This window comes from Actinomycetospora aurantiaca (assembly GCF_037401875.1).
GTDB classification, from domain to species: domain Bacteria; phylum Actinomycetota; class Actinomycetes; order Mycobacteriales; family Pseudonocardiaceae; genus Actinomycetospora; species Actinomycetospora aurantiaca.
This window is the reverse complement of record NZ_JBBEGN010000018.1, coordinates 1-18,986: the sequence shown is the minus strand read 5'-3', so window position 1 is coordinate 18,986 and position 18,986 is coordinate 1. Positions and strand designations below refer to the sequence as shown.

The 18,986-nt window shown below is 74.9% G+C and carries 16 protein-coding genes; 9 read left to right on the top strand and 7 right to left on the bottom strand.

Annotation, left to right across the window (positions count from 1 at the left end; all coding sequences use genetic code 11):
• The first annotated feature begins 2 nt into the window (after positions 1-2).
• Positions 3-1,373, top strand: a complete 1,371-nt coding sequence (locus tag WCD74_RS24835) for a protein adenylyltransferase SelO (protein WP_337697585.1) — start codon at positions 3-5, stop codon at positions 1,371-1,373.
• On the opposite strand, the gene WCD74_RS24830 is transcribed toward WCD74_RS24835, so the two are convergent.
• The 4 genes from WCD74_RS24830 to WCD74_RS24815 are packed head-to-tail and all read right to left on the bottom strand — an operon-like array spanning position 1,354 to position 6,486.
• Positions 1,354-2,502 (bottom strand): MFS transporter, encoded by a 1,149-nt coding sequence (locus WCD74_RS24830; RefSeq protein ID WP_337697584.1) that lies wholly within the window; start codon positions 2,500-2,502, stop codon positions 1,354-1,356. The two genes, WCD74_RS24835 and WCD74_RS24830, sit on opposite strands and share 20 nt — an antisense overlap.
• On the bottom strand, positions 2,499-3,983 hold the full coding sequence (locus tag WCD74_RS24825; protein WP_337697583.1) for a YibE/F family protein: 1,485 nt from the start codon (positions 3,981-3,983) through the stop codon (positions 2,499-2,501). Before WCD74_RS24825 ends, WCD74_RS24830 begins: the two co-directional genes overlap by 4 nt.
• A gap of 21 nt (positions 3,984-4,004) precedes the next feature.
• The gene (locus WCD74_RS24820) at positions 4,005-6,200 is read right to left on the bottom strand and encodes a heavy metal translocating P-type ATPase (RefSeq protein ID WP_337697582.1); all 2,196 of its coding nucleotides are present in this window, start codon (positions 6,198-6,200) and stop codon (positions 4,005-4,007) included.
• Between the two features lies 1 nt (position 6,201).
• On the bottom strand, positions 6,202-6,486 hold the full coding sequence (locus WCD74_RS24815) for a DUF1490 family protein (RefSeq protein ID WP_337697581.1): 285 nt from the start codon (positions 6,484-6,486) through the stop codon (positions 6,202-6,204).
• A 126-nt stretch (positions 6,487-6,612) separates the two neighbouring features.
• Here WCD74_RS24815 and WCD74_RS24810 point away from each other — a divergent pair, with 126 nt between their 5' ends.
• Positions 6,613-8,508 carry a protein kinase domain-containing protein gene (locus WCD74_RS24810; protein ID WP_337697580.1) on the top strand — a complete coding sequence of 632 codons (1,896 nt, stop codon included), beginning with the start codon at positions 6,613-6,615 and terminating at the stop codon, positions 8,506-8,508.
• On the opposite strand, the gene WCD74_RS24805 is transcribed toward WCD74_RS24810, so the two are convergent.
• Positions 8,505-9,251, bottom strand: coding sequence for a hypothetical protein (locus WCD74_RS24805; RefSeq protein ID WP_337697579.1), 747 nt, complete (start codon positions 9,249-9,251; stop codon positions 8,505-8,507). The two genes, WCD74_RS24810 and WCD74_RS24805, sit on opposite strands and share 4 nt — an antisense overlap.
• Before the next feature lie 64 nt (positions 9,252-9,315).
• Between WCD74_RS24805 and WCD74_RS24800 the strand changes: the two genes are divergently transcribed.
• The 4 genes from WCD74_RS24800 (at position 9,316) to WCD74_RS24785 (ending at position 13,920) form a co-directional block, all read left to right on the top strand.
• Positions 9,316-9,993, top strand: coding sequence for a hypothetical protein (locus WCD74_RS24800; RefSeq protein ID WP_337697578.1), 678 nt, complete (start codon positions 9,316-9,318; stop codon positions 9,991-9,993).
• A gap of 104 nt (positions 9,994-10,097) precedes the next feature.
• Complete coding sequence (locus WCD74_RS24795; RefSeq protein WP_337697577.1) at positions 10,098-10,436, top strand: STAS domain-containing protein; 339 nt, start codon at positions 10,098-10,100, stop codon at positions 10,434-10,436.
• A gap of 18 nt (positions 10,437-10,454) precedes the next feature.
• Positions 10,455-12,215, top strand: a complete 1,761-nt coding sequence (locus WCD74_RS24790; protein ID WP_337697576.1) for a pyruvate dehydrogenase — start codon at positions 10,455-10,457, stop codon at positions 12,213-12,215.
• A gap of 19 nt (positions 12,216-12,234) precedes the next feature.
• On the top strand, positions 12,235-13,920 hold the full coding sequence (locus tag WCD74_RS24785) for a DUF885 domain-containing protein (RefSeq protein ID WP_337697575.1): 1,686 nt from the start codon (positions 12,235-12,237) through the stop codon (positions 13,918-13,920).
• Positions 13,921-13,960: 40 nt separating this feature from the next.
• Here the strand turns inward: WCD74_RS24785 and WCD74_RS24780 are convergent, their stop codons facing one another.
• Together WCD74_RS24780 and WCD74_RS24775 are read right to left on the bottom strand one after the other, a co-directional pair.
• Positions 13,961-15,103, bottom strand: coding sequence for an LLM class flavin-dependent oxidoreductase (locus WCD74_RS24780; protein ID WP_337697574.1), 1,143 nt, complete (start codon positions 15,101-15,103; stop codon positions 13,961-13,963).
• Positions 15,104-15,212: 109 nt separating this feature from the next.
• On the bottom strand, positions 15,213-16,199 hold the full coding sequence (locus tag WCD74_RS24775) for an AraC family transcriptional regulator (protein ID WP_337697573.1): 987 nt from the start codon (positions 16,197-16,199) through the stop codon (positions 15,213-15,215).
• 159 nt (positions 16,200-16,358) lie between these two features.
• On the opposite strand from WCD74_RS24775, the gene WCD74_RS24770 reads away from it, so the two are divergent.
• Genes WCD74_RS24770 through WCD74_RS24760 form a run of 3 tightly spaced genes read left to right on the top strand, consistent with a single transcriptional unit; the run spans position 16,359 to position 18,984 of the window.
• Entirely contained in the window at positions 16,359-16,901 is a 543-nt protein-coding gene (locus WCD74_RS24770) for an NADPH-dependent FMN reductase (protein WP_337697572.1), read from the top strand.
• A 26-nt stretch (positions 16,902-16,927) separates the two neighbouring features.
• Complete coding sequence (locus tag WCD74_RS24765) at positions 16,928-17,515, top strand: 3,4-dihydroxy-2-butanone-4-phosphate synthase (protein ID WP_337697571.1); 588 nt, start codon at positions 16,928-16,930, stop codon at positions 17,513-17,515.
• Between the two features lie 5 nt (positions 17,516-17,520).
• A complete protein-coding gene (locus WCD74_RS24760; protein WP_373696123.1) occupies positions 17,521-18,984 on the top strand; it encodes an aldehyde dehydrogenase in 1,464 nt (487 codons plus the stop codon).
• Positions 18,985-18,986: the final 2 nt, after the last annotated feature.

Sequence of the window (18,986 nt, the reverse complement as noted above, 5' to 3'; positions counted from 1 at the left end):
CGATGAGCACCGCCGTCTCGCAGCTCGAGCACACCTACGCCGACGCCGTGCCCGACCTGGTCGTGCACTGGACGGCCGCCCGGACGACCAACCCCTCGGCCGTCGTCGTCAACGACGACCTCGCGGCCGAGCTCGGCCGCGACCCGGCGGACCTGCGGGAGTCCGGCCTGCTCACCGGCACCGTGCCCGAGGGCGTGCAGCCGGTGGCGATGGCCTACTCCGGGCACCAGTTCGGGATGTACCAGCCCCGGCTCGGCGACGGGCGGGCGCTGCTGCTCGGTGAGCTGGTCGACCCGCAGGGGCGGCGCCACGACCTGCACCTCAAGGGCTCCGGCCGCACCCCGTTCGCCCGCGGCGGCGACGGCAAGGCGGCCCTCGGGCCGATGCTGCGCGAGTACCTCATGGGCGAGGCGATGCACGCCCTCGGCATCCCGACCAGCCGCGGGCTCGCGGTCTCGCTCACCGGCGAGGACGTCCCCCGCGACACCGGGCTGCTCCCCGGGGCCGTCCTCGCCCGCGTCGCGTCCAGTCATCTGCGCGTCGGCACCTTCCAGTACGCGGCCGCGAGCGCCGGACCCGACGTCGTGAGGGCCCTGGCCGATCACGCGATCGCGCGCCACCACCCCGAGTCGACCGGCTACCTGGACTTCTACCGCCGCGTCGTGCACGCGCAGGCGGCGCTGGTCGCGCAGTGGATGCTGGTCGGGTTCGTGCACGGCGTGATGAACACCGACAACACGACGATCTCCGGCGAGACGATCGACTACGGGCCCTGCGCGTTCATGGACCGCTACGACCCGCAGACGGTGTTCAGCTCCATCGACCACGCCGGGCGCTACGCCTACGGCCACCAGCCCCCGATCGCCCGCTGGAACCTCGCGCGGCTGGGGGAGGCGCTGCTGCCGCTGATCGACCCCGACACCGACCGCGCCATCGAGCAGGCCACCGCGGTCGTGCAGGAGTTCGGCGAGGTCTACGAGCGGCACTTCCAGGCCGGGATGGCCGCGAAGCTCGGCCTGCGCGACCCGGACCCGGACCTCGTCGCCGACCTGCTGGCCCTGCTGCACGCGCAGCAGGTCGACTGGACGACGTTCTTCCGCGCCGAGAACCCGCGCGACCTCTTCCTCGACCGCGACGCCTACGACGCGTGGGCCGCCCGCTGGCACCCGGAGCTCGACCGGGAGCACGTCAACCCGGTCTACGTCCCCCGCAACCACCTCGTCGACGAGGCCCTGACCGCCGCGGAGCAGGGCGACCTCGGGCCGTTCCAGGAGATCCTCGAGGTCGTCTCGCGGCCCTACACCGTCCAGCCCGGGCGCGAGCGCTACGCCGAGCCGGGCTCGGGGCCGTTCGTCACGTACTGCGGGACCTGACGAGGCCCGCACCCACGACGCCGCTGAGCAGGGCGGACGCGACGAGCAGCGCCGGCAGCCCCGTCGTCGTGACCAGGGCCCCGACGACGATCGGCGCGACGACCGCCCCGAGCGCGCCCACCACCATCGTCACGGACAGCGCGCGGCCGGGGTCGGCGGGGACCAGTTCCGCGGTCCACACCGCGAGCACGGCCGCACCCACCATGTACCCGGGGGCGAAGACCGCGACGGCGACCAGGGCGAGGACGGCCGACCGCTCGGCGGCGGCGAGCACCAGCAGGCTCCCCGCGATCGAGAGCAGGCAGCCCGCCGCCACCCGCGGCGACCCGACCCGCGCGGCCATCTCCCCGGTGACCAGCCCGACCAGCCCCAGCACGCCGATGACGACGAACAGCACGGGCCGGACGCCCGCGGCGAGTCCGGCGCGCGTCGCGACGTCCGCGGTGTAGGTGAACGCCACGGCCGTCCCCGCCTGGTGGACCACCGCGAACAGGGTGGCCGCGCCGAGGGCGCGCCAGGCCAGGGGCCGGCGCTCCGTCCGTGCGGGCGGCGGGACGGCGGGCACCCACCGCAGGTTCAGCAGCGCGGCGAGCGCCGAGCACAGCGCCACGGCCGCCCAGACCAGCCGCCACCCGGTCGCCGCCGCCATCGCGACGAGGGCGACCAGCACCAGCCCGCCGCACGTCCCGGTGCTGATCAGCGAGAGCAGCCGCGGACGGCGGTCGGCACGCACCAGGGCGGCCGCGACGTCGGAGTAGGGCGCCCACACCCAACCCGCCGCGCTCCCCGCCAGCACCGCCCCGACCGCGAGCACGCCGGGCGAGCCCGCGAGGACCACGATCAGCGCCCCGCCCGCACCGCAGATCCCGCCCACCGTCGTCGGGGCCCGTGGCCCGCGCCGCGCGGCCAGCAGCGGCGCGCCCACGATGCCGGCGAGGAACCCCGCGAACGTGCCGCCGGCGATGAGGCCGAGCACGGCCTCACCGACCCCGGTGCTCGACAGGCCCGGGTCGACCCGCAGGTCCGGCAGCGTCAGTCCGAAGCAGAACCGCGCCATCCCGAAGGCGACCCCGACGACCGCCGCCCCGGCCGCGCCCACCCGCAGCTCGGTGTCCCGCGCGGACCTCACGCGGTCGAGGCCGTGTTCGAGGCCGTGTTCGTGGCCGTGTTCGTGGCCGCGGTCGACCGGTCCGAGCGCACGACGACGGCCGCCACGAACGTCGTCACCGGCACCGCCGCGACGATCCCGATCGACCCGACCAGCGTGCGCAGCACCTCCTGCGCGACGTCCTCGGCGGTCAGCAGGTCGCCCACCCCGCGCCCGGAGAGCGTGAACAGCAGCAGCAGCGGGAGGGCCGCACCGGCGTAGGCCAGGACCAGGGTGTTCACCGCCGAGGCGACGTGGTCGCGCCCCACCCGCATCGCGGCCGAGTACAGGTCGCGGGTCCCCGACGACGGGTCGGCGCGGTGCAGCTCCCAGACGGTCGAGGTCTGGGTGACCGTCACGTCGTCCAGCACGCCCAGGGCGCCGATGATCAGCCCGGCGAGCAGGAGACCCCGGGCGTCGACCCCGGCACCGAGCACCCCGATCAGCTCGGTCGACGAGTCGTCGAGCCCGGTCAGCCGCGTCAACCCCCCGAAGACCAGCGCCAGCACCCCGATCAGGCCGAGCGAGACCACCGTCCCCAGCGCCGCGGTCGCCGTCCGCGCCGAGAAGCCGTGGATCGTCGGGAAGACCACCGCCACGATCACGCCCGCCGCCACCAGGGCCACCGGCACCGGCGCCGAGCCGGTCAGCAGGGCCGGGAGCACGAACACCCCGAGCACCGCGAGGGTGATCACCAGCGCCCCGAGCGCCGCGAGGCCCTGCCAGCGCCCCAGCAGCACCACCGCGACGGCGAACACCGCGGCCAGCAGCAGCAGCGGCCCGCCCCGCTGCCGGTCCACCACCTGGTAGCCGCTCGGGTCGGCGGGGTCGCCGCCGGACCACGCGAGGACGACCGCGTCCCCGTCGGCGAACTGCGGAGTGGCCGGGCCACCGGGCAGCAGCGTGTCGATCGTCCGCCCGGTCGCCGGACCCTCGTCCAGCCGCACCTGCAGCGGGAAGCAGCCGGTCCCGGCCTCGACGGCGAGCGTCGGATCCGAGCAGTCGGCCTCGGCGCCGGCGCGCACGACGGTCCCGTCCAGCGGCTGCGTGGCCACCGCGGCGGCCGCCCCGCTCGTGGTGCCGGGCCCCTGTCCCGCGGCTGCGGCGTGGCTGCCGTCGACCACGGCCCGGTACTCCGAGGGGGTCGGAGCCAGCAGGACCAGCCCGATGATCACCGCCAGGCCACAGGGCACCAGCAGCGCCGCGAGCACCCGGCGGACCGTGGTCCCGACGGCGGGCGCGGGCCCGTGCCCGTGCCCGTGGCCGTGCGCGTGCGCCTGCCCGCCCGACGCGACCCGGCGTCGGGACCCGGACCGTGACCTGGACCCGGAGGCGGCCCGGCGCCGGGGCGGTGCCGGAGCCGGGGCCGGAGCCGGCGCCTCGACGGCGGCCCGCTCCCCGGAGTCGGCGCGCGGCGGCCGCTGCGCGGGGATCGGCGCCGTCACCGGGTCGTCGGTGTCCATCGGCGTCCAGTGTCCGGGTCGCTACGCCGGGGCGGGCGGGGTGGGCTCCACCCGGTAGCGGATCAGCCGCGACGAGTTCGCGACGACGGCCACCGACGAGGCGTTGTGCAGGATCGCGGCCACGACGGGGGAGAGGGCCCCGCCCGCCGAGACGACGAGCCCGACGGCGTTGAGCGCGATCGACATCCCGTAGTTCTGCCGGATGACGCCGACCCCGCGGCGACCGAGGTCGCGCACGTCGAGCAGCGCGGTGAGGCGGTCGCCGGCCAGGGCGACGTCCGCGGTCTCCACGGCGACGTCGGTGCCCGCGACCCCCATCGCGATGCCGAGGTCGGCCAGAGCGAGCGCGGGCGCGTCGTTGGTGCCGTCACCGACCATGGCGACGGTGAAGCCCTCGTCCTGCAGCGCGCGGACCGCGTCCTGCTTGTGCTCGGGCAGCACCTCGGCGCGCCACTCGTCGATGCCGAGCTCGCGGGCGACGGCCTCGGCGACGTCGGGATGGTCGCCGGAGAGCATGACGACGCGCCGGACGCCGTCGGCCCGCAGCGCCGCGATCACCTCCGCGGCCTCCGGGCGGACGGTGTCGCGCAGGCTGATCAGCCCGGTGAGCTTCCCGTCGACGGCGAGGAGCAGCGGGGTCTCGGCCTGGCGCTGCAGCCGGCGCACCCAGTCCGAGGCCTTCCGCGACACGCTGACCTTCTGCTCGCGGAACAACGCGCGCGAGCCCAGCAGCAGCGTCCGCCCGTCGGCCTGCACGCGCATCCCCTGCCCGAGCAGCACCTCGCACTCCTCGTGCGGCGGGATCTCGATGCGCCGCTCCTCGGTCGAGCGGATCACCGCCTGCGCGAGCGGGTGGCGGGAGTGGATCTCCGACGAGGCGGCGAGGGCGAGGACCTGCTCGGGGGAGTAGTCGTCGTCGAAGGAGACGACGTTCGTGACGACGGGCCGGCCGGTCGTCACCGTCCCGGTCTTGTCGAGGACGACCGCGTCGACCCGGCCCGCGGACTCCAGGTGCGAGCCGCCCTTGATGAGGATGCCGCGGCGGGCGCCGTTGCCGATCGCGGCGCTGATCGCCGTGGGGGTGGCGAGCCCCACCGCGCACGGGCAGGCCACCAGCAGCATCGTCATGGCCCGGCGCACGTCGCGGGTGACCAGCAGGGTCGCCGCGGACAGCGCGAAGGAGAGCGGGACGAAGCGGCGGGAGAAGTTCTCGCCGACGGTCTGGATGGGGGCGCGGTCGGCCTGCGCGGCCTCGACCCGCTCGATGATCCGCCCGACCGCGGTGTCGGCGCCGACCGCGGTCGCCCGGACCACGAGCCGGCCCCGCAGCAGCACCGACCCGGCGTGCAGGGCGTCGCCGACGTCGACGGTCACCGGGAGGTTCTCGCCGGTGATCGCGGCCTGGTCCACCAGGCAGCCCTGCGCGGCGGCCTCGACGACCTCGCCGTCCACCGGGAGCACGACGTGCTCGTGGATCACGACCTCGTCGCCGACGCGGATCCGCTCGATCGGCACCTCGACCTCGACGGCCTCGCCCGCCGGGTCGACCGGGGCCACCCGCATCCAGGTGGTGGTGCGTGCCCCGGTGAGCAGGTCGGAGATGGCCCGGCGGCTGCGGCGCAGCGTGAGGTCCTGCAGGTACTCCCCGATGTTGAGCAGCCAGAGCACGGTCAGCGCGACGACGTTCTCGCGCAGCACGAGCGAGGCGACCGTGGCCGCGGAGACCAGCGCGTCGGTGCCGGCGCCGCGCCCACCGACCAACGAGCGCAGGGCTCCACGCAGGAAGGGGTAGCCGGTGAAGATCGTGACGCCGGTGGCGACGGTGCGGCTGGTCGGGCCCAGCACGGGCGGGCGCCGCAGCAGCCACCGGCGGCCGCCGAGCAGCAGCAGGGCGAGACCTCCGACGGCCATGCGCAGCAGGTCGCCGTTGCCGACCTCGGCCGATCGCGGCGCCCGGGTCGCCGGCAGGGTGGCGGGCGTGGCGGCGGCGACGGTGCGGTAGGCCTCGACGATCGCCGTAGCCGAGCACCTCGCGCGGTCGTACCAGACGACGAGCGCCCCGGTCCGCGGGAACGCGTGCACCTGCCGGACGCCCTCGACCTCGTCGAGCGCCTCCTCGACGGCGACGGCGAGCCCGACGGCGGCTCGCAGGCCGGGCGCGTCGAAGCGCACCCGTCCGGCGGCGTCGGAGACGACGCGGAGCTCTCCGAGGGGCACGTCAGTGCTCGTGGTCGTGCTTCTCGACGGTCCCGGGCGGCGGGGCCTGCTCGCCCAGGCGGTCGCGGGCCTCGGCCACGACGTCGGCGGTGTTCAGCCGGACCCGCTCCGCGCCGGCCTCGGCCGCCCGGGAGACCCTGAGCCCGAGGGTGGTCACGGCGACCGCGGACTCGTGCACCGCCCGGCCACCGGACAGCTTCTTCACGCCCTCGACGACCGCGACCCCGGCCACGCCGCTCGCCACGGCCCCGGCCGCCTTCGCCGCCAGTGCACCCCACGCCACCATCGTTCGTCGTCTCCTCGGACTGTTGGGAACGGTTACCGATCCCATCACATCACGGTGCGCAGCGCCCGGGGGCTCCGAACGGGGGGCGGGTGACCCCGACCGGACGGCATCCGTCACGATCTCGGGGTGGAACCCGACACCGGGCACGGGACCTCCGACGGCGAGGACGCTGCCGGCACCGTCGTCACCCTGAACGGAGGAGCGCCCGCGAGCGTGAGCGGCCGCTTCGACCTCGGCGAACGGCTCGGGCAGGGCGCCACGGCCACGGTGTACCGCGCCCACGACCGCGTGCTCGGCCGCGACGTCGCCGTGAAGCTGTTCGCACCCGGCGTCGGGACCCTCGAGTCCGCCTCGGTGCGCCGCGAGCTGCAGGCGGCCGCGCAGGTCTCGCACCCCGGCGTGCTCGAGGTCTTCGACGTCGGCGAGGCGACGGCGCCGGACGGCACCGACCGGGTGTTCCTCGTGACGCGCCTGGTGCCCGGGGGGTCGCTCGCGGACACGCTCGAGCGGGGCCCGCTGCCGCCGGAGGTGGTGGTCGGCCTGGCGGGGGAGCTGCTCGCGGCGCTCGCGCACGTCCACGCCCTCGGCATCGTGCACCGCGACGTGAAGCCGGCGAACATCCTGCTCGACCCGGTGGAACCCGAGCCCGGGGCCGACGACGGAGGACCGGCCCGCGTGCACCCGGTGCTCGCGGACTTCGGCGTCGCGGCGGTGGCGACCGCGACCACGGTGCACGGCCAGGTCACCGGCACCGCCGCCTACCTCGCCCCCGAGCAGGTGCGCGGGGACGAGGTCTCCTCGCCGGCCGACGTGTACGCCCTCGGCCTGGTCCTGCTGGAGTGCCTGACCGGGCGGCGCGAGTTCCCCGGCGGTCCCGTGGAGTCCTCCGTGGCGCGGCTGCACCGGGACCCGGCGGTCCCCGCCGACCTGCCGGCCGATCTCGCGGACCTGCTCGCCGCCATGACCGCCGCCGCACCGGCCGAGCGGCCGTCGGCCGAGGCGGCCCGGGCACGGCTGCGTGCCCTCGCCCCCGTGCTCGGTCTCGACGAGGAGACCCTGGCGGTCCCCGCCGCGGCACTCGCGACCACCGGTCTTCCCGCGCGCTCACCGATCGTCGTCGGCCCGGCGACCGCGGCCACCGTCTCGGGCGCGGGCGCGTCGGCGGTGACGGTGTCCGCGCCGCCGCCCGTCAGCGGTGGCCCCCGACGCACGCCCGGTGTCAGCAGTGGGCCACCGCTGACACCGGCCGACCCGCCGACCGGCCCCGTCGCGACCCCGGCTCCCCGCGGCGGTGCCGTCCGCCGGGGCCTGCTGGGCGCCGCCGCGGTGCTGGTGCTCGCCGGGGGTGTGGTGGGCGGGATCGTCCTGACCGGGAGCTCCACGCCCCTGGCCGACGGCGGTCCGGCCCCGGTCGCGCCCGCCGCCCCCGCACCCGTCCCACCGCCCGGCCCGCCCGCGGACGTGCTCCCGGCCACGCAGCCCGCGGCCGCACCGGCGGAGTCGAGCGCCGCGGCGGCCACCGGGGACGAGGCCGAGCCGGTCGGGACCGACGACGGCGGGGACGCCGCGGTGCCCGAGCAGCCGGCGCCCGCACCGGCTCCGGGCGCACCGCCCGCCCCCGCACCCCCGGCGGCCTGCCGCAGCGTCGTCTCCTCGATCACCGGCGCCGGTGCGAGCGTCCGGGTCGTGTTCACCAACCGGGGCGAGGCGGCGTGCACGCTGCGGGGCTTCCCGGCGGTGTCGTTCGTCGCCGGCGGGAAGACCGTGGGCAAGCCCGCGAGCCGGGCCGGTGCACGCGGACCCGCCGTCGCGCTCGCTCCCGGCGGCTCGGTGGCCGCGACGCTGCGGATCGTGCCGGTGAAGGAGTTCGACGCGAAGAACTGCGCGGCCGTCGACGTGTCCGGCCTCCGCGTGCGGGCCCCCGGGACGACCGCCCCGGCCACCCTCCCGCGCGCCGGGAAGGCGTGCTCGGGCACCGTCGGGAAGCCCCAGCTCACCGTGACGACGGTGGCGGGGCTCTAACCGGCCAGGGCGCGCTCGCCGAGGTCCACCGCATGCGCGAGGCGCAGCGTGGTCGCGAGCCAGAGCAGCAGGTCGTGCAGGCGCAGCGGGCCGGGACGCGCGTCGGTCGCCGCGCCGACGGCGGCCCCGAGCCCGGCGAACGCCGCGGCGTTCGCCCGCAGCTCACGGTGCACCACGGCCTCGACGCCGCTGTCGCCCTCCTCGACGTGCGGCAGCAGCGCGCGCCGCGTGGTGGGGGTGAGGTGCGGGACCAGGTCCGGGTGCCGGTGGTGCAGGGCGGCCGAGACGTGCGCGGGATGGGCGCCGGAGGCGTGGGCGAGGTGCCGGAGCAGGGCCCCGACCGTCCCGGGCTCGTCGAGCACCGAGAACTCGTGACCGGGCAGGTCCGGGAACGCCCGGTCCCCGGCGCGGCCGCGCAGCCGCTCGATCGTCGGTTCGAGACCGACCAGGGCGTCGTGCACGTCCTGCCACCCGGCCCGGTCGAGTCGTCCGTGCAGGCCCTCCGCGACGAGCACGTCGCCGTCGGGGCCGGTGCTGCGGGGACGGGCGTCGAACCGGGCCCACCCGAAGGCCGGGACCTCCACCCAGCGTCCCTCGGGCCGGCCGGGCGAGCGGAAGCGGAGCCAGCGCCGTCCGCGGGCGTATCCCACGACGGCGGCGACCGCCCGGTCGAACGGCAGCGGGTCGGGCCCGACGCCGGGCAGGTGGAGACCCACCCGGGTGCCCCGCGATCCCGTCGTCATCGGTGTCGATGGTGCCCGACTCCGACGACGGTTCGGGGGACGGGTGGTGAGGGCATCACCGCCCATGACGAACTCTCGCGACACCGGTTTCCGCGCCCTCCACGACATCGGCCTCGCGGCCTGGTTCGGGGGTTCGCTGTTCGGCGTGGCCGGCCTGAACGCCGCCGCCGAGGAGGCGGACCAGCAGCGCACCACCGCCCGCATCACCAGCGTCGGCTGGGCCAAGTGGGCCCCCGTCAACACCGCCCTGATCGGCGCACACCTGGTCGGCGGCGCCGGCCTGCTCGTGAACAACCGCAAGCGCGCCGCCGCGCAGAAGGGCGCGACGGGCACCACCGTGGCCAAGCTCGTGCTCACGGGCGCCGCGCTCGCCGCGACCGCCTACACCCGGGTGGTCGGCAAGAAGGTGGAGGACGCGGTGATCCACGACCCGCCGGGCGTGTCGTCCAGCACCACCACCCACCTGGACCGCGGCACCACCCAGCAGGGCCGCGGGGGCGCCGCCCAGGCCGTGCAGGAGGCCGACAAGCAGGCCGGCCAGGCCGTCAGCCAGGCCGCGGAGGCGCTGCCGATCGGCGCCGCGCAGGCTCAGCGGCAGCTGACCTACCTGCAGATGGTCATCCCGGCGCTCACCGGCGCCCTGGTGGTCCTCAACGCCCAGGCCGGCGAGCAGCAGAAGCCGACCGACCAGCTGCGCGGCGTCGCCCGTCGCGCAGCCGAGGCGGTCGGCGTGGCCGCCTGACGCATCCGGGGGAGTGAACCGGGGGCGGGGCGTGGTACACCACCTCATCCGTCCCGCGGTTCACCCCTGACGCCGTGCGATCCCTCCTGCGTCCGGGAGACAGCATGGCGTCCATCTCGTTCCCGGTGGCTCCCGACGGCCCGACGGTCGTCCTGGAGATCACCGGCGAGCTCGACCGATCCGCCCGCGGCCGGCTCGCCGTCCTGCTCGAGGCGCTCCTCCAGGTCCCGCATCCCGTGGTGCTCGACGTGTCCGAGGCCCGGTCCGACTCGTCGCTGAGCCTCGCCCAGCTGTGCAGCTTCCGGGAGACCCGGCGGGCCGCCGGGCTCGCGTGCCGCATCCAGGGCCTGCACCCCGCGGTCGTGCCGGGGTGGGACCGGGTCCCGCTCGAGCAGGTCTTCGCCGTCTACACCGACTCCCGCCCCGGGCCGGCCGCGAGCTGACCTGGCACGATGATCTCCATGGCGCGCACCGTGGCCGATCAGATCATCGAGGTGCTCGTGCAGGCCGGCGTCCGGCGCATCTACGGGCTCGTGGGCGACAGCCTGAACCCGGTCGTCGACGCCGTCCGCCGCTCCGGCGGCGCGGCCGCCGAGGGCATCGACTGGATCCACGTGCACAACGAGGAGGCCGGCGCTCTCGCGGCGGCCGCCGAGGCCCAGCTCACCGGCACCCTCGCGGTGTGCGCGGGCAGCTGCGGACCCGGCAACACGCACCTGATCCAGGGGCTCTACGACGCGCACCGCTCCGGCGCCCCGGTGCTCGCGCTCGCCTCGCACATCCCGTCGGTGCAGATCGGCACGACCTACTTCCAGGAGACCCACCCCGAACAGCTCTTCCTGGAGGCCAGCAGCTGGTGCGAGCTGGTCTCCCGTCCGGAGCAGCTGCCGCGCCTGCAGCGGATCGCGATGCAGACCGCGCTCGCCGACCGCGGCGTCGCGGTCATGGTGATCCCGGGCGACGTCACCGCGGAGGCCGCCGCGCACCCGACGGGCGTCGGCGACCTCGTCGCCCCCTCCTCCGTCGTCGTCCCCGCGCGGGACCGCGTCGAGGCGCTGGCCGAGCACGTCAACCGGGCTGGGCGCGTGACGCTCTTCGTCGGTGCCGGCGCGCGCGACGCCCGCGACGAGGTCCTGCAGCTCGCGGGGAAGGTCAAGGCCCCCGTCGGGCACTCGCTCGGCGGCAAGGAGTGGATCCAGTACGACAACCCGTACGACGTCGGGATGAGCGGCCTGCTCGGGTACGGCGCCTGCTACGAGGCCTCGCACGAGGCCGACCTGCTGGTGCTGCTCGGCACCGACTTCCCCTACGACGGCTTCCTCCCGCAGGCCCGCACCGTCCAGATCGACGCGGACGGGCGGCACCTGGGCCGGCGGACCGTGCTCGAGCTCGGCGTCGAGGGCGACGTGGCCGAGACCCTGCGGATGCTGCTGCCGCTCGTCGTCGAGAAGACCGACCGCTCGTTCCTCAACGAGATGCTGCGCCACCACGCCGACGCCCTCGAGCACGTCGTCGACGCGTACACCGCGAAGGTCTCCGAGCGCACGCCGATCCACCCGGAGTACGTCGCCGACGTCCTGGACGACGAGCTCGCCGACGACGCGGTGGTGACGGTCGACACCGGCATGTGCAACGTCTGGGCGGCGCGCTACATCACCCCGACCGGGCGCCGCCGCATCGTCGGCTCGTTCCGCCACGGGACGATGGCGAACGCGCTCCCGCACGCGATCGGCGCGGCCACGGCGTTCCCGGGACGGCAGGTCGTCTCGATGTCCGGCGACGGCGGGCTGACGATGCTGCTCGGCGAGCTGCTCACCGCCGTGGAGCACGACCTCGACCTCACCGTCGTCGCGTTCAACAACGGTGCCCTCGGGATGATCCGGCTCGAGATGATGGTGGCCGGCTTCCCGTCGTTCCAGACCGACCACGGCCCCGCCGACCTCGGGGCGATCGCCGCCGCGGCCGGGCTGCACGCGGTGACCGTGACGCAGCCCGGCGACCTCCGGGCGGCGCTGCGGGCCGCGCTCGACCACCGCGGACCGTCCCTGGTCGACGTCCGCACCGACCTCGACGCGCTGTCGATCCCGCCGCACATCACCGCCGAGCAGGTCCGCGGGTTCGCGCTCGCGGGCATGCGGACGGTGCTGTCCGGCGGCGTCGGGAAGATGGTCCAGCTCGCCCGGTCGAACCTGCGGTCGATCCCGCGGCACCCGCTGCGGTGACCGGGCAGACTCTGCGGCGATGAACGAGAGCACTCCAGACCGGGCCGTCCGTGACCTCGCCGACGACCACGTCCGCCGGCTCGCCGAGCTCGACCCGATCGTCGCGGGCGAGCTGGGCCTGGGGGAGGGGCAGGACCAGCTGCCGGACCTCTCGCCCGCCGGGCTCGCCGCCGGCGACGCGCTGCGCCGCGACACCCTCGCCCGGCTCGACGGCCTGCCCGAGCCGGCCGGCCCCGACGAGCGCCGGTGCGCGCGGTTGCTGCGCGAGCGGCTCGAGGCCGAGCTCGGGTACGGCGAGAGCGGGGAGCCGCTGCGCGCGGTGCAGGAGCTCTTCGGCCCGCCGGCGGGGGTGCGGATGGCGTTCGCGCTGATGCCGGTCGCGACCGAGTCCGACTGGGCGACGGTCGCGGCCCGCATGGCGCGTGTCCCGCAGGCGCTCGACGGCTACTGGCGCTCGCTGGACGAGGGGCGCCGGCGCGGCCTGTTCGCCGCCCCGCGCCAGGTGGTCCGCGTGGGCGAGCAGCTGCGGACCTGGCTCGACGACGACGGCGGACGGGGCTGGTTCTCCGCCTTCGCGCGCGAGGCGGACGTCGGACCCGCCGTCCGGAAGGACCTGGAGCAGGGGGCCGCCGCCGCTGCCGGCGCACTGGCCGAGCTGCGGACCCGGCTGCTGGAGGACTACCTGCCGGCCGCGGAGGGGACGCCGGATGCCGTCGGGCCGGAGCGCTACCGGGTCGCGACCCGGTTCTGGAACGGCGCGGACATCGACGTCGACGAGGTCTACGCGTGGGGCTGGGAGGAGTTCCGGCGCCTGCGCGACGAGATGGTCGTCGAGGCGGACCGGGTCCGCTCCGGCGCCACCCCGCGCGAGGCGATGGACCTGCTCGAGACCGAGGGCACGGTGATCTCCGGCGGCGAGGCGGCCCGGGAGCACCTGCAGGCGCTCATGGACACCACGATCGCCGCGCTCGACGGCACGCACTTCGACCTGTCCGGCCCGATCCGCGACGTCGAGGCCCGGCTCGCACCCGTCGGTAGCGCGGCCGCGCCGTACTACACGCCGCCGACCCTGGACTTCAGCCGGCCCGGCCGGACCTGGCTGCCCGCGACCCCGGACGACCGCTACCCGATGTGGAATCTGATCTCCACCTGGTACCACGAGGGCGTCCCCGGCCATCACCTGCAGCTGGCGTCGTGGCCGCTGCACGCGGAGTCGCTGTCGACGTTCCAGACCTCGGCGGTCGGGATGGTCTCGGCCAACGTCGAGGGGTGGGCGCTGTACGCGGAGCGGCTGATGGACGAGCTCGGCTTCCACGCCGACCCGGCGTCGCGCCTGGGCTACCTCGAGGGCCAGATGCTGCGGGCGGTCCGCGTCGTCATCGACCTCGGGATGCACCTGGAGCTGGCGATCCCGGCCGACTCGCCGGTCGGCGCCGGGCAGCGGTGGACCCCGGAGCTGGGCCGGGAGTTCTTCGGGATGCACGTCGGCCGCGGCGACGCGATGGCCGACTCGGAACTGCTGCGCTACCTCGGCGGCCCGGGCCAGGCGATCGGCTACAAGCTCGGGGAGCGGGCGTGGCTGGCCGGGCGCGCCGAGGCCGCCGCCCGGCCCGGGTTCGACGTGCGCCGGTGGCACGCCGACGCCCTGGCCCAGGGCTCGCTCGGGTTGGACGACCTGGTGCGAGAACTCGCAGGTGAGCACTGAGTGGGGCTATAACCCCACTTAGTGCTCACGAGCGAAGCACCTAGTGGCGGAGACCCGCCTCGCGCATCAGCGGCATGACCTGCTCGCCGAACTGGTCGATCTCCTCGTTGTAGTCGAGGAAGCCCATGATCATGCCCTCCATGCCGTGGTCGGAGAGCTGCTGGAAGCCCTCGACGACCTGCTCGGGCGTGCCGACGAGCGGCTGCCCGGCCCACCCGGCGATGAAGCGCTCCTGGAACTTCTCGATCTGCTCGTTGAACGACTGCGACTCCATGCCGATGATCGACATGAGGTTGCGGGCGCCCGGCCAGTCGCCCTCGTCGATGATCCGCTGGTGGTCGCGCTTGGCCTCGGCCTCGGTGTCCCGGCAGACGACCAGCCCGTAGGTCATCGTCGAGATCTGCCGCTGGTAGTCCTCGCGCGCCTTGCGCTTGATGTCCTTGGTGTAGTCGGCCATCTTCTCCATGTCGAGCGAGGCGAAGTTGATGTCGACGTACTTCGCGGAGAAGTCCGTGCCGGACTTCGAGTTCCCGGCGTTGATGAGCACCGGGCGCGGGTTCTGCACCGGCTTCGGCTCGGACTCGAGGTTCTGCGCCTGGAAGTATGTCCCGTCGACGTCGAACTCGCCCTCGGCGGTCCAGAGCCGCTCGACGAACTCGAGCCATTCCCCGCCGTAGACGTAACGCTCGTCGTGCTCGAGCTGCTTCGGGTTGAACATCCCCATCTCCGGGGTGAACCAGCCCATCACGAGGTTCATCCCGAACCGGCCCTGCGCGATGTGGTCGTTGGTGACGGCCATGTTCGCGGCGACGACGGGGTGCACCGTCGGGATGTGGGTGGTGGTGAAGACGGTGATCTGCTCGGTGGCCTCGGCGATGCCGGCGGCCCAGGTGAAGGTCTCGAAGTTCGTGCCGTTGAAGTTGACGTTGCCGCCGAAGCCCTTCCAGCGGGCGACCGGGACCATCGCCTCCATGCCGAGCCGGTCGGCCTTCTGCGCGATGGAGCGCGTGTGGTCCCAGGTGATCTCGTAGGTGGTCGGGGCGTCGGTCATGCACAGGCCGCCCGAACAGTTCGAGCCGAACAGACCGAGCTTCATCTTCTGGTCGTTGAAGATCGACGGCCCGGTGCGGGGGTGCTCCAGGGGCAGCGTCTGCTCGCGGCCGTACGTGATCGTCTGGACCATGGGGGACCTCCAGCGGCGTCGTCGGTGATCGGCATCACGGTAGGAAGACGCCGGGCGGGGAGGACATCCGTCAGGCGCAGCCGGACATCCGAAGTGCGCAACCGACCCGTCAGGAACGCAGCGTCTGCGACGGCAGGCGGCCGTACTTCGCGCGGTACTGCTCGGAGAACCGACCCTGGTGCAGGAAGCCCCACGTCGCGGCGAGCTCGGTGACCGAGCGGTCCGCCGGGTTGGCCGCGAGCAGGTCGGCGTGCACCCGCGTCAGCCGGACGTCCCGCACGTACTCGCTCGGCGTCATGCCGACGTGCCGGGCGAACGTGACCTGCAGCGTCCGCGTGGACACCCCCATCCGCCGCGCGAGCTGCGGGATGCTGAACGCCTCGCCGGCGTGCGCGTCGATGTAGTCCTGCGTCTGGCGCACCAGCATCGGCCGGTCCTCGGTGCGGGGCGCGGCGAGCTCGTTCGTGTACTGGTGCGGCACCCCGTGCAGCAGGGCGGTCATCACGTATGTCTCGAGCTGGGCGCGGGCGAGCGGGGCGGCGGCGATCCCGCCCGGCCGGTCCATCTCGGTCTGCAGGAACCGGACCGCGCCCATCAGCGCCGCCCCGGGACCCGCCGTCAGGTCCATCGAGACGTCGAAGTCGAGCGCGTCGTGGATAGGGTGCCCCAGCAGGCCGCCCAGGTGCTCCTCGAGCGGCGCGCGCGGGAACTTCATCGCGAACTGCGTCGCCTCGGGCGTCCACTGCACGGTCGAGTCCTCGGTGGGGATCAGGACCGCGCCGCTGCGCGCGCCCTCGGTGACCGCCCGCTCCTTCCCGCGACGGCGGGTGACCTCCGTGCGCCCGGACAGGGTCAGGTTCACGTGGTAGCAGTGCTCGAGCGGCGGGAGGTCCAGCGAGGCGTGTGCCCCGTAGACCAGGTAGCCCAGGGTCAGGCGCTCCGAGGCGATGCTGTTGAGCCGCGCGTCGAGGGGCCGCCCGCCGAGGGAGTCGAGTTCGTGCCGGACGTAGACCTCCGACACGACGTGCTGCGCCTCGTCGACGTCGGCGGTGTTCATCACCGCGTGCGCCGCGAGGGGCTCCTCGGCTGGGCTCACCTGCGAGACCTTCTGCTTGATCACGCCATTGTGTGGTGGGACACACGGTTGCACGCAGGGGGATCGTCGCGCAAACGTGCGGCGGCGCCTGCGTGAATCGGCTGCCGCGGTGCGCACGGCGGATGGGGCGGGGCGGGTGCCGTGCCTACCGTCGACGGCGTGAGCAGGCATACGGTCCTCGGCCTCGGGGGGTCGCCGAACGCGGGCGGGCGCAGCTCCACCGCGCTCGTTGCGTTCCTCGACGCCACCGGGCTCACGACGACCGTGATCGAGCTCGGCGACGGGCCCGACCCGGAGGAGGTGCAGCGGGCGATCGAGGCCGCGGACGGCGTCGTCATCGCCACCCCGACCTACCGTGCCCGCTCGTCCGGGCTGGTCAAGGCCCTGCTGGAGAACACCCAGCGCGGCGCCGCGGGGGAAGAGCGGGCACCGCTGCGGGGAAAGGCCACCGCGATCCTGCACACCGGCAACGCCGCGGAGCACTTCCTCGCCGTCGACGACCTGCGCTCCGTGCTGGCCGGATTCTTCGCGGCCCAGGTCCTCTCGCCCGGGCTCTTCCTCCACGGAGGCCACTTCGGCCCCGACGGCGACCTGGGTGACGAGGCCCGCGCCCTCGTCGCCGCACACGGGCGGGCCTTCGGGGAGTTCACTGCGGCGGTGCGCGCCTCGCCCGCCGTGACCGCGCTCGCCCCGCTGCTCTAGCGACCCGCCGTCCGGAAGGATCCATCGTGACCTGCGCCCTCGTCGCGCCCCCCGCCGCCCCCGATCTCGTCGACCACGCGGTCGTCGAGACCCGACGAGGCCGCCCCGTCGTCGTGACCGCGGGATCGCAGGGCGCGGTGCTCGTCGCCGCCGCCGCGGGGATCGAGCCCGCGACGGTCGCCTTCCTCGTGCGCTACGGCAGCGGCTTCCTGGAGGCGGCCGCGCCGGAGGCGACCCTGGCCGCGCTCGACCTCGCCCCGGCCTGGGGGCGGAGCGCGCGGACGGTCCCGTTCGACGCCGCGCACGGCGTGACCACCGGCATCAGCGCGACCGACCGTGCCCGGACCCTCGCCGTGCTCGCCGACCCCGGCAGCCGCCCGGCCGACCTGAGCCGCCCCGGCCACGTCGTCGCCACCGCCGTCAGACCCGGCCGTGCCGGGGCGCCCGAGGCCGCCTCGGCGCTCGCGGAGCTCGCCGGCCTCGGACCCGTCGCGGTCACCTGCACGCTGCTCGACGAGGAGACCGGGGACCTCGTGCCCCCGTCCTCCGCCGCCGCCTTCGCCCGGGTGGAGGGACTCGCGTTCCTCGCCGCCACCGATCTGATCACGAGGTGAGCACCATGGAGACGTTCCGCATGCTGATCGGCGGCCAGTCCGTCGACGCGATCTCGGGGGCGACGTTCGAGTCGCAGAACCCCTACACCGGCGAGAACTGGGCGACGATCCCGGACGGCGGTCCGGACGACGTCGATGCGGCCGTCGCGGCCGCCCGCTCGGCCTTCGACGGCGAGTGGGGCGCGATGACGGGGTTCGCCCGGGCCGCGTGCCTGCGCCGCCTGGGCGACCTGATCGGCCAGAACGCCGAGCGCCTCGCGACCCTGGAGGTCAACGACTCCGGCAAGCTCTACCGCGAGATGCTCGGCCAGCTCAACGGCCTCGGCGGCTGGTACCACTACTTCGCCGGGCTGGCCGACAAGATCGAGGGCGCCCAGATCCCCTCGCCGAACCCGAACTACCTCGTCTACACCCGCCGCGAGCCGATCGGCGTCGTCGCCGCGATCACGCCGTGGAACTCGCCGCTGCTGCTGATGACGTTCAAGCTCGCGCCGCTGCTCGCCGCCGGCTGCACCGTCGTCGTCAAGCCGTCGGAGCACGCGCCGGCGTCGACGCTGGGCTTCGCGGACCTCATCGAGCAGGCCGGCATCCCGGCCGGCGTCGTCAACGTCGTCACCGGGCTGAACCGCGAGACCGGTGCCCACCTGGCGGCCCACCCCGGCGTCGACAAGGTCGCGTTCACCGGCTCCACCGCGACCGGCAGGCACGTCGGGCAGGCCGCGATGGAGAACCTCAACCCCGTCACCCTTGAACTCGGCGGCAAGTCGCCGCAGGTCGTGTTCGCCGACGCCGACCTGCAGGCCGCCGCGAACGGGCTGGTCGCGGGCGTGTTCGCGGCGACCGGGCAGACCTGCATGGCCGGATCGCGGCTGATCGTGCACGCCGACGTCCACGACGAGCTCGTGCGCCTGGTCGCCGAGCGTGCCGCGTCGATCAAGCTCGGCAACCCGATGGACGCCGAGACCGAGATGGGGCCGGTCGCCAACCAGCCGCAGTACGAGAAGGTGCTCGGCTACCTCGACAAGGCCCGCGAGGAGGGCGCGACGATCGCCTACGGCGGCGTCGCCGAGGAGTCGCTGGGCAGCTACTTCGTGCGGCCCACCGTCCTGAGCGTCAAGCCCACCGACACCGTCTACCGCGAGGAGGTGTTCGGCCCGGTCCTCTCGGCGGTCACCTTCACCGACGAGGAGGAGGCGATCAAGCTCGCGAACGACACCCCGTACGGACTCGCCGGTGCGGTGTGGACCAAGGACGTGCACCGGGCCCACCGGGTGGCCGCGCGCGTCCGTGCCGGGTCGGTGTGGATCAACGCCTACCGCGTGCTCTCACCGAGCGTCCCGTTCGGCGGGTTCAAGCAGTCCGGCCTCGGCCGCGAGAACGGCTTGCACGGGATCGACGCCTACCTGGAGACCAAGGCCGTCTGGGTCGAGCTGACCGGCGGCACGCGGGACCCGTTCACCTTGGGCTGACG